The organism is Streptomyces scabiei 87.22, from assembly GCF_000091305.1.
In the GTDB taxonomy this organism is placed as follows: domain Bacteria; phylum Actinomycetota; class Actinomycetes; order Streptomycetales; family Streptomycetaceae; genus Streptomyces; species Streptomyces scabiei.
This window is the reverse complement of record NC_013929.1, coordinates 3,590,654-3,604,812: the sequence shown is the minus strand read 5'-3', so window position 1 is coordinate 3,604,812 and position 14,159 is coordinate 3,590,654. Positions and strand designations below refer to the sequence as shown.

The window sequence follows — 14,159 nt, the reverse complement described above, 5'->3', positions numbered from 1 at the left end:
TCGATGTCCATGCTGCCGCCGGGGCGAAGCCGCACCACGGCCTCGCCCGCCGGGGCCCAGGCCGGCCCCGAGTTCACCCCCGGCCTATGGGGACGGCTCTTCGAAGCCCGTGTCGACGCCGCCCCCGAATCCACCGCGATCAACTCCGCGAGCGAGCGGCTGAGTTACGCCGAACTGAACCGGCGGGCCAACCGCCTCGCCAGGTTGCTCATCGCACGTGGCGCCGGCCCGGAGAGCCTGGTCGGTCTCGCCCTGCCGCGCTCGACCGACTTCGTGGTGGCCGTGGCGGCCGTACTGAAATCGGGCGCCGGCTACTTCCCGATGGATCCGGACTATCCTCCGCAGCGGCTGGCGTTCATGCTCGCCGACGCCGCTCCCATGCTGGTGCTGACCAGGAGTGACATCGAGCCCGAGCTGCCGGCCGAGGCGGCCTCCCGCACGGTGGTGCTGGACGACCCGGCCGTCGTACGGACCCTGGCCGACTGCTCCGCGGCGGATGTGGCGGACGACGAACGCGGCGCCCCGCTCCGGACCCGGCATCCGGCCTATGTCATCTACACCTCGGGTTCCACCGGTACTCCCAAAGGAGTGGTCCTCACCCACCACGGCATCGCCAGCCTGGTGGGCAGCCATGCGCGGGACCTGGGGATCGGGCCGTCCAGCCGGTTGCTGCTCTTTTCCTCGCCGAGTTTCGACGGCGCCTTCTGGGACGTGTCGATGGCCTTGCTCACTGGCGCCACGCTGGTGGTCGCACCGCGTGAACGGCTCCTGCCCGGACCGGAGTTCAGTGCGCTCGCCGCCGAGGAGGGCATCACCCACTTCACCCTGCCGGCCTCCACGCTCGCCGCCCTGCCGGACGGCGCTCTGCCCGCCGGGGCCACCGTCGTCAATGTGGGCGAGGCCTGCAACAGCGAGCTGGTGCGCCGCTGGTCGCCGGGCCGGCTGCTGGTGAACGCGTACGGACCGACCGAATCGACCGTCTCCGCGACCATGAGCGGACCGTTGGCCGGGGCAGGCATCCCGCCCATCGGCCGTCCGCTCTCGGACACCCGCATCCACGTCCTCGACGAGCGGCTCCGGCCGGTACCGCCGGGAGCGGTCGGAGAGATCCACATCGCCGGAGCGGGGCTGGCCCGCGGGTACCTGGGGCGGCCCGCGCTGACCGCCGAGCGGTTCGTGGCCGACCCCTTCGGGACGCCGGGCGAGCGGATGTACCGGACCGGCGACCGGGTGAGGGTGCGTGACGACGGGCAACTGGAGTTCGTGGGCCGGGTCGACGACCAGGCGAAGATACGGGGTTTCCGAGTGGAGCCCGGCGAGGTCGAAGCCGTGCTGCGCGACCATCCCGAGGTCGCGCAGGCCGCGGTGGTGGTCCGGGAGGACACTCCGGGAGACCAGAGGCTCGTCGCCTATGTCGTGCCGGACCACCCGGCCGTGCGGCAGGCCGACGACACCACCTCGGAGCACGTCGAGGAATGGCAACGGCTCTACGACGAGGTCTACAGCGCAGTGGGAGCGCTCCCCCTGGGGGAGGACTTCAGCGGCTGGAACAGCACCTACGACGGCGAGCCCATTCCCGTGCCTCAGATGCAAGCCTGGCGGGACGCCACGGTCGACAGCATCCGTGCCCTGCGACCGCGCCGGGTACTGGAGATCGGCGTGGGCACCGGGCTGCTGCTGTCCCGCCTCGCCGGTGACTGCGAGGCGTACTGGGCCACCGACTTCTCCGCCGAGGTGATCGAGACACTCGGCAAGAAGGTGGACGTCGACCCGGTGCTGCGGGAGAAGGTCCACCTGCTGCACGGTCCCGCACACGACCTCCCCGGCCTCCCCGAGGGGTACTTCGACACCGTTGTCCTCAACTCGGTGATCCAGTACTTTCCGTCGGCCGACTACCTGGTGAGCGTCCTGCGCGAGGCGGCACGCCTGCTGGCGCCGGGCGGCCGGGTGTTCGTCGGCGACATCCGGCACCTGCGTCTGCTGCGCCCGCTGCGCAGCGCCGTCCGGCTGCGCTCCGCCACCCGGCGGGAAGCCTCTGCCTCCGCCGTCCGCGCGGCGGTCGAGCAGGACCTGGTGGATGAGAAGGAGTTGCTCCTCGACCCCGCGTTCTTCGCCGCGGTACCCCGGTGGATCCCGCAGCTCCGCGGGGTACGCACAGCGGTGCAGCGCGGCACGCACCACAACGAACTGACCCGCTACCGGTACGACGCGGTGCTCATCAAGGAGCCGGTGGAAACCGGTACCGCTGCGCCGGACGCGCAGACACTGACCTGGGGCACGGATGTCAGCGGACTGCAGGAGTTGTCCGGCCTGCTGGCCCGCACCCGCACGTCGCTGCTGCTGCGCGGCGTGCCGAACAGCCGGATCCTCGGTGAGGCATCGGCCGCGACGGCGCTGACCACGGCCCGGTCGCTCGACGAGCCGTTGCGGTTGCTGCAAGAACCGGCGGCAGGGATCGACCCCGAGGAACTGCACGCCCTGGGCGGGGGCGCCGGCTGCGAGGTCCACCTCACGTGGTCGGCGCAGGACCCCACGCGACTGGACGCCTGTTTCACACCCGTGGGCGGTGAACCGGGCGCCGTCCCGCTGGCGGAGTCCGCCGACAGCGGCAGGACGTCGCCCGGTGACCACGCCAACCAGCCGACCACGCACCGGACCGGCAACGCCCTGATGGGCAAGCTCCCCGGCTATCTGGCCGCCAGGCTCCCCGCGTACCTGCGGCCCAGCGCCGTGGTACGCATCGCGTCGCTCCCCCTCACCGTCAACGGCAAGCTCGACCGCACGGCGCTGCCCCGTCCCGCCCTGTTCCCGCGGGCTGACGGGCAGGCGCCCCGCACTCCGCGCGAGGAGATCCTCGCCAATCTCTTCGCCGATGTGCTCGGCCTGCCCGGGGTGCCGAGGGACGCCGACTTCTTCGCCCTGGGCGGCAACTCGCTACTGGCCACGCGCCTCGTCGGCCGTATCGCGAAACACCTCGAAGTCGATGTTCCGATCGCCTGGATCTTCGAGACACCGACCGTCGAGGGCCTGGCCGGGCGTACCGCTCCGGCGAGCAGGCTCCGCCCGCTGTTGCTCTGCCGCGACGAGAACCACGCGGCGGTGCCGCTCTCGCACAGCCAGTACGGCATGTGGTTCATCAACCAACTCGGCGGACCCGCGAGCCGGATCTACAACGTGCCGTACTGCCTGCGGATCACGGGCCGGGTGGACACCGGGGCGCTGCGGACCGCACTCGATGACGTCGTGGCTCGTCACGAACCCCTGCGTACCGTCTTCCCCGATGACGGTGACGGCCCCCGCCAACGGGTCCTCGCCCCCGAGGACGCCGCGGTGGTCCTTCATGAGACCGACGCCGCCGAAGACCGTCTGGCCGGCCACCTGGCGCGGGCCGCGGCGGAACCCTTCGAGCTCAGGACGGACCTTCCCCTGCGCGCACGCCTGTTCCGGCACGGACAGGACCGGTACACGCTCCTGCTCCTGATGCACCACATCACCGTGGACGCCTGGTCGCTGGCCCCCCTGACGGCGGACCTGGCGCACGCCTACCGGGCGCGGCTGGGGCAGCGGGCCCCGCAGTGGCAGCCGCTGCCGGTTCACTATCGCGACTACGCCGTATGGCACAACGAGCAAGCAGCCGAGGCGCAGGACCGCGGCAGCGGCTTCGGGCGCCAGCTCGCCTTCTGGGAGCGGACGCTGCGCGGTCTTCCGGTCGAGACGCGGCTGCCGGCCGACCGGAGCCGTCCGGCCAGACCTACCTATCGTGGCGGCACCGTCCACACCCACGTCGAAGCCTCCCTCCATCAGGAACTGCTCAACTGCGCGCGGGAGACGGGCGCGACGCTCTTCATGGTGCTGCACGCCGCGCTCGCGGCACTGCTGACCCGGCTGGGCGGCGGCACCGACATCGTCGTCGGCACCGCTGCCGCGGCGCGCACGGACCCCGCGCTGGACGACCTCGTCGGGCTGTTCGCCAACAGTGTCGTCCTTCGCGTCGACACCTCGGGCGACCCGACGTTCCGCACCCTGCTCGCTCGGACCCGGGCCGTGGACCTCGACGCCTTCACCCACCAGGAGGTCCCGTTCGACCAGGTGGTGGATCGCGTCAACCCGGCACGCCACCCGGCACGTCACCCGCTCTACCAGACGGCCCTCGTCCTGCACGCACCGCCCGGCGACGGCCATCGGGCCGACTCCGTCACCCTCACCCCCGAACCGCCCCCGAACACCGGAACGGCCCGCTTCGATCTGATGTTCAACTGGGACGAGAGCCGGGACAGCGCCGGCCTCGCCCAGGGCCTCACCGGCCGTACCGAGTACAGCTCGGACCTCTTCTCCCAGGAGACAGTCGAACTGCTCCTGGAGCGGTATCTCCTGCTGCTGTCCGCCGCGGTCCGCGACCCGGACGCACGCCTTCACACCCTGGACATCCTCACCGAGCCGGAACGGCGGGCCTTCTCACCACGGCCGTAGCCGTCCGACCCCGAATCATCGCGAAAGCCACCGAAAGCACCGTCAATTCCCGGTGCCGGGCCCTCTTTGCCGACTAGGAGAAATTCACCGTGCCCTCACCCTTCGACGACCATGACGGGCAGTTCCATGTGCTCCGCAACGAGGAAGGCCAGTTCTCACTCTGGCCGAATTTCGCCGACATCCCCTCCGGGTGGCGTTCCGTGAGCGGGCCGAGCCCCCGCGGAAGCGCCCTTGAGTACATCGAGAAGGAATGGACGGACATGCGCCCGGCGTCCGTCCGTGAATGACCCGGCCAATAACATCGAGCGGGGCCACGGGTCGCCGAGAACCGGGCCGTTTACGGCTGGCTCGGCTGGGCGACCGCCGATTCCGAGGACGTGGTGTCCCTGCCGATGGTCTCGTACGGCACCGACGCCGCACCGGCTCCGGTGGTGGTCCCGAAGGCCGGCCGGGGCCGGGCGAAGCGCTTGGGCGGTGCTGGACCGGCTGGGTGGGGCACGTCGGTGCCCCACCCAGCCGAACGCCGGACGACGGAGACGGACTGTCTCGGCGCGATGCTGGAGACCTTCCGGAAACCCGGCGAGTCCGGCGTAGGTGCCGACGAGGGTTCGTGCCTGCCATCGGGTGGGCACCCGGGAAGGAGCGCGCCTGCCACGTGTCGGCTCCGCCGCCATCAAGGGTGACCTCCATTCCGCACCCGTCGCCGGTTCTGTCGTAGACGCCGTCCTCGGCGTGTTCACGGACGGCGGGCGCAGCGGTCACGAGCGTGTGATGGCCGCGTCGACCCGGCCGCGACGGCGTCCTGGCACCTGGACGCGCAGTACTTGTTGGGCAGCCGACCGCGTCGCACGGCACCTACGGCGGATTCACCGAGCCGGACCTGCAGGACTGACGTGAGTACTACCGCGACAACGCCGCCCGGCTCTCCCGGGTCAAGGCGGCCTGTGACCCGGACCGCTTCTTCAGTTTCGACCAGGCGGTATGACGCGAGACGCCGTCACGACGCCGCACGGCCCAGGCCTGCGGTCTTGGAAAGGAAACGACACCATGGAATCTCCGGCCACCCAGGTCGACCCGGCGAACTCGCCGTTGGAGCCCTATCACATCTACCCGGAGGCCAAGTCCTGCCCGGTGGCGAAGGTCGGTCTGTGGAACGGCACGCCGGCGCACGTGTTCTCCGGGTATGAGGATGTGCGGACCGTGCTGCAGGACAGGCGGTTCAGCTCGGACTCGCGCCGACCCAACTTCACCGAACTCACTCCGACGCTCCAGTCGCAGGCCGCGGCACCGCCGTTCGTACGCACCGACAATCCTGATCACCGGCGCCTGCGAGGCACCATCGCACGCGAGTTCCTGCCCAAGCACATCGAGCTGCTGCGCCCCGCGATCCGCGAGATCGTCCAGGGTGTGCTCGACGGGCTCGCCGAGACCGCGCCTCCCCAGGACATGCTCGAGGCCTTCGCCGTACCGGTCGCGTCCGCGACCGTCTTCCGGCTGCTGGGGATTCCGGCCGAGGACCGCGCGTTGCTCACCCGATGCGTCAAGGGCGTGGTCTCGGCGGTGGGGAGCGAGGACGAAGGTGCCGAGGTGTTCCGGACACTCGGCGAGTACATCGGCGGGCTCGTCCAGGACCCCTCCGAACTGCCCGAGGACAGCCTGATCCGGCGCCTGGTGACGGGCCCGTACCAGGAGAAGCAGCTCACCTTCCACGAGACCATCGGCGTGATCCTCATGCTCATCGTCGGGGGCTACGACACGACGGCCAGCACCATCTCGCTGTCCTTGGTGAGTTATGCACTGCAGCCGGAGAAGTTCTCCGTCGTCCACGAACACCCGGAGCGGATACCCCTGCTCGTCGAGGAGTTGCTGCGCTATCACACCGTCTCGCAGCTCGGACTGGGCAGGATCGCCACCGAGGACGTCGAGGTGGGCGGCGTCACGGTGCGGGCCGGCCAGATGGTGGTGGCGGCGCTCCCCCTGGCCAACCGGGACGAGAGTGTCTTCCCGAACCCGGACGAACTCGACTTCGACCGCCCGTCCGTGCCCCATGTCGGCTTCGGTTACGGACCCCACCAGTGCGTCGGCCAGGCACTGGCCCGAGTCGAACTCCAGGAGGCCATTCCCGCGGTGATCCGACGGCTGCCCGGCATGCGGCTCGCCTGCGCTCTGGAAGACCTGCCGTTCCGGCACGACATGGCCACCTACGGCATCCATGAGCTGCCCATGACCTGGTGACCGGGCCTGCCGCGAGGCGAGCACCAGTGTCACGTGCCTACGACGCGTCGGCCGAGGGAGCAGCGCAGCGGGCGGTCATACCGGCGCGCCCGCCTCTCGGCGTCGCTCGAATCCTGGTTCTGGATCACTATCAGTGCCAGGGCCACGGAGGGCCGACAGTGACCCACTTGGTGATCTTCGCCCGAACCTGATCTTGATCTGAGGTCAGGAGGGAGAGGGTGATCTGCGTGGAGGACTGGGCGGAGATTCGCAGGCTGCACCGGGCCGAGCAGATGCAGGTCCGGGCGATCGCGAGGCATCTGGGCATCTCGAAGAACACGGTCAAGCGGGCATTGGCCAGCGACCGGCCGCCGAAGTGCGAGCGTCCGGCCAAGGGCTCGGTGGTCGACGCCGTCGAGGTAGAAGACGGTCCTCGGGGGGCCGTGCTGATTCTGTGCTGACTGGAATCTCTCAGAACCCCGTTTACGCAGGTGAGAGCCTTACTGTTAACGTTCCGCTTCAACGTCTAATACGTTCGACGAAAGGCCGTCTGACCTGCGGCGAAGTGGGTCGGGCGGCCTTTGTGGTCCGCCGCGACCTACTGGCGTCGCCAGCCGTTGGCGAAGTCGCACTGGAGGTCTGTCCAGCGGCGCTGTTCGGCGGGGGTGTGGTTGGAGTAGCCGAGGCGTCCCACGCCCTTGGCCCACTCGTCCCAGAGGCCGTCGGGCACCGTGAAGCTGTCGGCGTGGTGGGTGCCGAGGCGGGCGTCGAGGCGGAGGAGGGCGCCCAGGGCGGCGGGCTGGTCGTAGTGGAGGTCGGTCCGGGGGAGATAGCGGTCGAGGTAGGCGGTGAGGATCTCAGCGTCGACGGGTGTGCCGAAGCGGGCCAGGGCGAAGCAGTAGGCGCTGCCGGAATAGCAGACCTCGCCGGCCAGGAGCAGGTCGCCGATACGTGCTCGGAACCGTTCGCGGCGGTCGACGCCGATCAGCCAGCCTGCGGTGAGACGCGAGCGCCATTCGTACCCGAGGAGGGCTTCCAGCTCCTCGTCGTTGATCGCGGAGGCGTCAGCGATCAGGTGCCGGGTAAAGCGTGTGGTGTGCCACCACCGGGGGCCCAGGAACCGTCCGCCGTTCAGGACGAGACAGCGCGGGAGGCCGCCGTACATCCTCGTCACATAGCTCTCGACCACGTGGCCGTAGCCGACTTCCTCGGGGTGCTGGGACGGCATCGGTCACCTTTCCGGGTACACGCCGGTACGGTCGATCCAGGTGGGGGGCGACGAGGATGTTGTCGTCGGCGGGGGCTTCGGAGGCTTCGAGCAGGGACCAGGTGCCGGACTCTTCGACCAGGTGCTCGACCTCCGTGAAGTGGGTCGAGATGTATTCCGGCTCGCTGCAGTTCTGCGCGGGCGTCGTACGACGGGCCGGTCGCGTCGTCGAGTTGCTGGATGAGTCGCCCCATGTGGGTGGTCATGGGTGGTCCCGGCGCCAGAAAGCGGGGAGCCACCAGCAGAGCACCGAGCGGTCGTCGGGCCACGGGGCCCGGTCCTCGGCGTCCCAGTCCTCGAAGGAGTCGCGCGTCAGGTCGATGGGGCGCCAGGCGGGGTCGAGCGGCTCGTCCGCGAGCGGCGGGCGGACGTACTGTCGGCCGTGCTGGTCGCAGGCGCCGAAGTCCTGGTAGTTCCGCTGGGCCTCGATCAGGGAGACCTTGTTCGCGCCACCGCTCATGGTCGGCCAGCGGAACTGGACCTCGTCGTCCTCCCAGAAGCAGACGGGGCAGATCTCGTACGAGCCGGGCATCGCGCCGAGTACGCGGTGCCCGCAGCACGGGCAAGGGCAGGAGTCGCTCACCTGCGCAGTCTTGTCCAAGGCCCCGCCGGGGTGCCAGGGATTTCGCCGCTCTGCGGCGCGGGCCGGGGGTGTCGATCTCCCCGGGCGGGCAGTTCTTTCTCAGGGAGTTGGTCCGGGCCGGGAGGGGACCCCATGTGGGTGGCACTGGCGATACTTGGCGTGCTCGTGGTGTTCAACGGTGAGTTCCGTGTGCTGGCGGTCGCCGCGGGCGCGCTCCTGCTGTGGGCCGGCCACAAGCGGAGCAACATGCTGCTCGCGGCGGTCGGCGCGGGGCTCCTCGCGCTGATGCTGTACGCGGCCTACTGACCCCCCGCCAGGCCCGTCTTCAGCCCGGCGCCGCACAGCGGCACCACCGCCGAGCGTGACCCCAGCGTCCCCTCCCGTACGGCCGCCCAGCAGGCCACGCCCGTGGACTCGACGTACAGGCCGCGGGAGGCCAGGTCGCGCTGGGCGTGGCGGAGCTGGTCCTCGGTCACGGTGAGGAAGGTGCCGCCGGAGTCGCGGACGGCGCGGAGGATCTGGCGGGCGCGGGGCGGGCGGGGGATGGCGATGCCCTCGGCGAGGGTGGGAGCCGTGGTGGTGTTCCCGACCAGGTCGTCCGCGCCCTCCGTCCAGGCGTGGGCCAGCGGCGCGACGGCGGCCGACTGCACGGCGCAGAGGGCCGGGCGGCGGTCGATGAGGCCCGCCGCGTGCAGCTCGGTCACGGCGAGGGCCGCGCCCAGCAGCAGCGTGCCGTTGCCGACGGGGACGACGATCACCTCGGGGAGTCTGCCGCCGAGGTCCTCCCACAGTTCGTGGACGTACGTCTTGGTGCCGTGCAGGAAGTACGGGTTGTAGACGTGCGAGGCGTAGAACACGCCGTCCGCGTCCGCCGCCTCCCGGGCCGCGCGGGCCGCGGCCTCGCGGCCGCCGTCGACGAGGTGGACCTGCGCGCCGTGCGCCCCGATCTGCTCCAGCTTCTTGTCCGACGTGCCGGCCGGGACGTACACCGTGCAGGGCAGCGCGGCCCGGGCGCAGTACGCGGCCACCGCCGTGCCCGCGTTGCCGCTGCTGTCGGCGATCACCCGCCGGGGGCCGAGCCGCAGTGCCAGTTCGGCGAGGAGTACCGCGCCCCGGTCCTTGAAGGAGAGCGTCGGCATCAGGAAGTCGAGCTTGGCCCGGATGCCGTCCTTCAGCTCGACGAGCGGCGTCCGGCCCTCGCCGAGGGAGACCGTGGGGGAGGCCAGGGGGAGGCATTCCGCGTAGCGCCAGAGCGAGTTCACGCGCCCGGCCAGCGACTTGAGCGGTGCGGGTGTGGGGGCGAAGTCCAGATCCAGGGGGCCGCGGCAGGCCGGGCAGCACCAGGCGAGGGAGGCGGCGGGGACGCGTGTGCCGTCCGTCGGGCAGAAGCGATCCGGCAGAGGGGTCATGGGCGAAGGGTAGTGGCGTCGGCCGGGGCGGCCGGGACGATCGGTGACGGTGCGTCATGGTGGTGCGGGCCGGAGGCGCTCACCCGACGGGCACCCGCCTCCCACGGGCCGCCCCGCCCCCGCGATACCGCCTCCGGACGGCCCCGGCCCTCCGGACGGCCCCGGCCCTCCGTACCGCCCCGGCCCTCCGTACCGCCCCGGCCCTCCGTACCGCCCACCCCCGTCGGCCGCTTACCATGCGCCAAGTCGTACGTCAGTTCCCACCCGCTCGGCGCAAGGAGCACCGGTACCCGTGGCCACACCCCCGCCCCTCGGCCCCCGGCCACCGCAGGGCGGTGGCCCGTTCCCGCCGCCGGGTCAGCCGTACGCGTCCCCGGTGCCTCCCAGGGGCCCGGGGCAGGCGTGGGGTCAGGCATGGGGGCGGGCGTACCCGGCGGCGCCGCCCGCCCCGCCCGTCAACGGGCTCGCGATCGCCGCACTCGTGCTCGGGGTGCTGTGCTTCCTGCCGGGCGTCGGGCTGCTCCTGGGCGTTGCCGCGCTGGTGCAGATCCGCAGGAAGGGGGAGCGCGGCAAGGGCATGGCGGTGGCCGGAACCGTGCTCTCGACGATCGGCGCGCTGCTGATGACGCTCGCGTTCACCACGGGCGGCGCGCGCGAGGCGTGGGACGGCCTGCGCGAAGCGGCGAGCGGTGTCGGCGGCACCTTCTCGGTGGCCACGGGCGAGTGCTTCGACACGCCGACCGGCACTCTGGAGGGCTACACGGCCGACGTCGACGTCGTGTCGTGCGACGGGGAGCACGACGCCGAGGTGTTCGCCGGTTTCTCGCTGCCGGACGGCCCCTACCCGGGCGACGACGCGGTCGCGGAGGCCGCCGACGACCGGTGCTACGCCCGCTCGGAGTCCTATGTGAGGGACCCCTGGGCGTATCCGGCCGACGTCGATGTCTACTACTTCACGCCGACCCGGCAGAGCTGGCGGTACGGCGACCGCGAGATCACCTGCATGTTCGGCAACACGGATCCCGAGGGCAGCCTCACCGGCTCGCTGCGGCAGGACGAGACGACCCTCGACGACGACCAGCTCGCCTTCCTGAAGGCCGGCGCGATCCTGGACGACGCCTTCGACGGCGTGCCCGACACGGAGTACGTCGAGGACGACCTGGCGGGGCACAAGGCGTGGGCGTCGCAGGTGGTCCGCGCCCTGAAGCGGCAGACCACGGCCTTGCGCGCCCACGACTGGGAGCCGGGGGCCGCGCACGCGGTCACCGACTACGCCGAGGTCCTGGACCGGGCCCGCGGGCAGTGGGAGGCGGCGAAGAGGGCGAGGGACGCCGACGAGTTCACCGACCACTGGGACAAGGCGTACCGGCTGACCGACGGCTCGAAGGTGGTCACCGCCCGCGAGGCTCTGGGGCTGGCCACCGAGCCGCCGGTGTACGACGGCGAGGGCGCCGACAGGGGCGACGGCGAGGGCAGGGCCGACGCACAGGTGTGACGCCCCTCAGTGTGGGGAGGAAAGGCCTGCACAGCGCCCTCGCTGCACACATGTCATCACATCGAGTGATTCTCTGGCCTTTGCTTGCATGGTCGAACCCACGGTTGCCACGCTGTTGCTGTCTGTGCAACCTGATGGGAGTGGCCAGTGACTTTCGGTGAGCAGCCGGCCTATTTGCGTGTCGCGGGTGATCTCCGCAGGAAGATCGTGAACGGATCGCTGCCGCCGCACACCCGCCTTCCCTCCCAGGCCCGTATCCGCCAGGAGTACGGCGTGTCGGACACCGTGGCGCTGGAGGCCCGGAAGGTGCTCATGGCGGAGGGGCTCGTGGAGGGCCGCTCCGGGTCGGGGACGTATGTGCGCGAGCGGCCGGTGCCGCGCCGGGTCGCCCGCTCCGGTTTCCGGCCCGCGGGCGGCGCCACGCCCTTCCGGCAGGAGCAGGCCGACCACGCGGCGCGTGGCACCTGGGAGTCGCGCAGTGAGCAGGTCGAGGCGGGCCGGACGATCGCCGAGCGGCTCGCGATCCCGGTCGGCGACCGCGTGATGTGCACGCGGTACACGTTCCGGGACGCGGGGGAGACCATGATGCTCTCCACCTCCTGGGAGCCCCTCGCCCTCACGGGCCGCACACCCGTGATGCTGCCCGAGGAGGGCCCCCTCGGAGGGATGGGGGTCGTCGAGCGCATGGCGGCGATCGACGTCGTCGTCGACAACGTCACCGAGGAGGTCGGCGCCCGTCCCGGCCTCGCCGAGGAGTTGCTCGCCCTCGGAGGGGTGCCCGGGCATGTCGTCCTGGTCGTCCAGCGCACCTACTTCGCCTCCGGCCGTCCGGTGGAGACGGCGGACGTGGTGGTCCCGGCGGACCGCTACCAGGTCGCGTATCACCTGCCGGTGAAGTGACGCCTGTGGGTGGGAAGTTGGGCCCGCCGGACCCGCGGGGGCGCCGTCCGAACGTAGTTCGAATTCGGTCGTTCTTGCCGCCGGGTCCCGAAGACGCCCGGTACCGGCCCGTTTGACGCGAACGGCACGGGGCCGCTGCTCGTCGGAGCGCTGGGGGGCGCGCGAGTGGTGATCGACGGCGCGTTCGACGGGGTGCGACTGCCTCGCCTTGGCTGGTTGCGTACCTCTTTGTGAAAAGACAGATTCGCTGCGTGAAGGTTAGGCGTACGCTCGGGCATATGCGGATTGCGGTTTCCTTAGGTGACGGGGCGCGGCGGCATCCGGGGGCGGGACCTGGGCGGGCCGGGGCGGGAAGGAGCGGTGGGGGTCGATGAACGACGGCACGATCACGCTTCCCTGGCTCGTCGTACGACAGGACGACAACGGCAATCGCTACCGGGTGGGCAGGTATGCGACGCGTGCCGAGGCCCAGCAGATCGCGGACAGTCTCGACAGCCGCGGCCACAAGCAGCTCTACTGGGTCGAACGTATCGGGCAGAACGGCCAGGCCCAGAACGGGCACGGCGGGAGCAACTGATTCACCACCCCGGCCCCCGTGTCCGCTCCCGTAGGCTCCGCGCATGACCGAACCGATCGTGGTGGTGGGAGCCGCGCTGCTGAGTGACGGGCGACTGCTCGCCGCACGCCGCAACGCACCGCCTGAGCTGGCCGGACGTTGGGAACTGCCGGGCGGCAAGGTGGAGCCCGGCGAGTCGCCCGAGCAGGCGCTCGTACGTGAGCTGCGTGAGGAACTGGGCGTCGAGGCGAAGTCCGCCGAGCGGGTGCCCGGCGAATGGACGGTACGGCCGGGGTACGTGCTGCGGGTCTGGATCGCGCATCTGCTGTCCGGCGAGCCCCGCCCGCTGGAGGACCACGACGAACTGCGCTGGCTGACCCTGGACGAGGTGTGGGACGTCGACTGGCTGGACCAGGACGTGCCGGCCGTGATGGAGGTGGCGCGGGTGGCCTGGGGCGACGGAGGCTGAGCGATCGGCCCCGGCCGCGCCGCCTTCCGTGAGCCGCGCGGCCCCTCGCCGCCCGTGTCGGCCCGTTTCTGACAGGGCCGTCGCCCGGATCCTGGGTGCCCCTCCCCGTCGGTGAGTATCGTGGCTGCGGGTCCAGGGCGGCCGGTCGCCGGGTGCTCCGCGCTTCTCGCGGGCCCGTCGTGGGTGTGCTCCCTACGCCGTTCGTGCCACAGTGCGCCCTCGTGCGCGGTACTTCGGGAGGGATATCGGGTATGTGCCCCTTAACCCCATGAAACCGGACAGGGCCTGCTTCTGGACTGGGAAGTGATCGGCGTGATCGACAGCGGAGACGGCTGCGCCGAGTGGACCTTTCCCGCGGAACCGGGAGCGGTGCGCGACGCTCGCGCGGTGGTGCGGAGGCAGTTGCACGCCTGGGATCTCGACGCGCTCGGGGACATCACCGTCCTGTTGGTGAGCGAGTTGGTGACCAACGCGCTGCGGCACGCGACGGGACCCATCGGGGTGCGGCTCGTGCGTCCCGCCGGCCCCTCGGGCGCCCTCCTGGTCGAGGTGTCCGATCCACTGCCCGATCCGCCCCGCGAACGCGCCGCCGACGTCGACGACGAGAGCGGCCGGGGACTGCGGCTGGTGGCCTGTTCGTCGAGGGCGTGGGGTACCCGCCCCGGGGAAGCGGGCAAGACGGTCTGGTTCGAACTCGCGGTTCCCGGCTGAGCGGCCCGGTCGGTGTGCGGCGGGGTGCGGCGGTGTGCGGCGGTGCGTGGCGGTGCGTGGCGGTGTGCATCGGTGTACATCGATG

The 14,159-nt window shown here is 71.2% G+C and carries 12 protein-coding genes and 2 pseudogenes; 11 read left to right on the top strand and 3 right to left on the bottom strand.

The window, feature by feature from the left end:
- Positions 1-3 precede the first annotated feature (3 nt).
- The 5 genes and pseudogenes from txtB to SCAB_RS15065 all read left to right on the top strand — a co-directional run.
- Positions 4-4,470 carry a thaxtomin non-ribosomal peptide synthetase TxtB gene (gene txtB / locus SCAB_RS15080; RefSeq protein WP_010350604.1) on the top strand — a complete coding sequence of 1,489 codons (4,467 nt, stop codon included), beginning with the start codon at positions 4-6 and terminating at the stop codon, positions 4,468-4,470.
- Positions 4,471-4,559: 89 nt separating this feature from the next.
- A complete protein-coding gene (gene txtH, locus SCAB_RS15075) occupies positions 4,560-4,757 on the top strand; it encodes a thaxtomin biosynthesis NRPS accessory protein TxtH (protein ID WP_010350602.1) in 198 nt (65 codons plus the stop codon).
- 620 nt (positions 4,758-5,377) lie between these two features.
- Positions 5,378-5,455, top strand: a pseudogene (locus tag SCAB_RS49400) (BBE domain-containing protein); the annotation flags it as partial.
- Between the two features lie 62 nt (positions 5,456-5,517).
- Entirely contained in the window at positions 5,518-6,705 is a 1,188-nt protein-coding gene (txtC, locus tag SCAB_RS15070; protein ID WP_010350601.1) for a thaxtomin biosynthesis cytochrome P450 TxtC, read from the top strand.
- A gap of 218 nt (positions 6,706-6,923) precedes the next feature.
- A pseudogene (locus tag SCAB_RS15065) lies at positions 6,924-7,103 on the top strand (helix-turn-helix domain-containing protein); the annotation flags it as partial.
- A 179-nt stretch (positions 7,104-7,282) separates the two neighbouring features.
- Here the strand turns inward: SCAB_RS15065 and SCAB_RS15060 are convergent.
- Entirely contained in the window at positions 7,283-7,912 is a 630-nt protein-coding gene (locus SCAB_RS15060; RefSeq protein ID WP_013000938.1) for a DUF6000 family protein, read from the bottom strand.
- Between the two features lie 241 nt (positions 7,913-8,153).
- Positions 8,154-8,534 carry a CPCC family cysteine-rich protein gene (locus tag SCAB_RS15055; protein ID WP_037728435.1) on the bottom strand — a complete coding sequence of 127 codons (381 nt, stop codon included), beginning with the start codon at positions 8,532-8,534 and terminating at the stop codon, positions 8,154-8,156.
- Between the two features lie 132 nt (positions 8,535-8,666).
- Here SCAB_RS15055 and SCAB_RS47745 point away from each other — a divergent pair, with 132 nt between their 5' ends.
- Positions 8,667-8,840, top strand: coding sequence for a hypothetical protein (locus tag SCAB_RS47745; RefSeq protein WP_013000936.1), 174 nt, complete (start codon positions 8,667-8,669; stop codon positions 8,838-8,840).
- Here SCAB_RS47745 and SCAB_RS15050 read toward each other — a convergent pair.
- Positions 8,834-9,943 (bottom strand): threonine synthase, encoded by a 1,110-nt coding sequence (locus tag SCAB_RS15050; RefSeq protein WP_041669228.1) that lies wholly within the window; start codon positions 9,941-9,943, stop codon positions 8,834-8,836. The genes SCAB_RS47745 and SCAB_RS15050 overlap by 7 nt on opposite strands.
- 292 nt (positions 9,944-10,235) lie before the next feature.
- On the opposite strand from SCAB_RS15050, the gene SCAB_RS15045 reads away from it, so the two are divergent.
- The 5 genes from SCAB_RS15045 to SCAB_RS15025 all read left to right on the top strand — a co-directional run bounded on the left by SCAB_RS15045 (position 10,236) and on the right by SCAB_RS15025 (position 14,074).
- Entirely contained in the window at positions 10,236-11,438 is a 1,203-nt protein-coding gene (locus SCAB_RS15045; RefSeq protein WP_013000934.1) for a DUF4190 domain-containing protein, read from the top strand.
- 147 nt (positions 11,439-11,585) lie between these two features.
- Positions 11,586-12,338: a GntR family transcriptional regulator gene (locus tag SCAB_RS15040; protein ID WP_013000933.1), complete on the top strand. Its 753-nt coding sequence runs from the start codon at positions 11,586-11,588 to the stop codon at positions 12,336-12,338.
- Between the two features lie 370 nt (positions 12,339-12,708).
- The gene (locus SCAB_RS15035) at positions 12,709-12,915 is read left to right on the top strand and encodes an SPOR domain-containing protein (RefSeq protein WP_013000932.1); all 207 of its coding nucleotides are present in this window, start codon (positions 12,709-12,711) and stop codon (positions 12,913-12,915) included.
- 43 nt (positions 12,916-12,958) lie between these two features.
- Complete coding sequence (locus SCAB_RS15030; protein WP_013000931.1) at positions 12,959-13,363, top strand: (deoxy)nucleoside triphosphate pyrophosphohydrolase; 405 nt, start codon at positions 12,959-12,961, stop codon at positions 13,361-13,363.
- 303 nt (positions 13,364-13,666) lie between these two features.
- Positions 13,667-14,074: an ATP-binding protein gene (locus tag SCAB_RS15025; protein WP_013000930.1), complete on the top strand. Its 408-nt coding sequence runs from the start codon at positions 13,667-13,669 to the stop codon at positions 14,072-14,074.
- Positions 14,075-14,159: the final 85 nt, after the last annotated feature.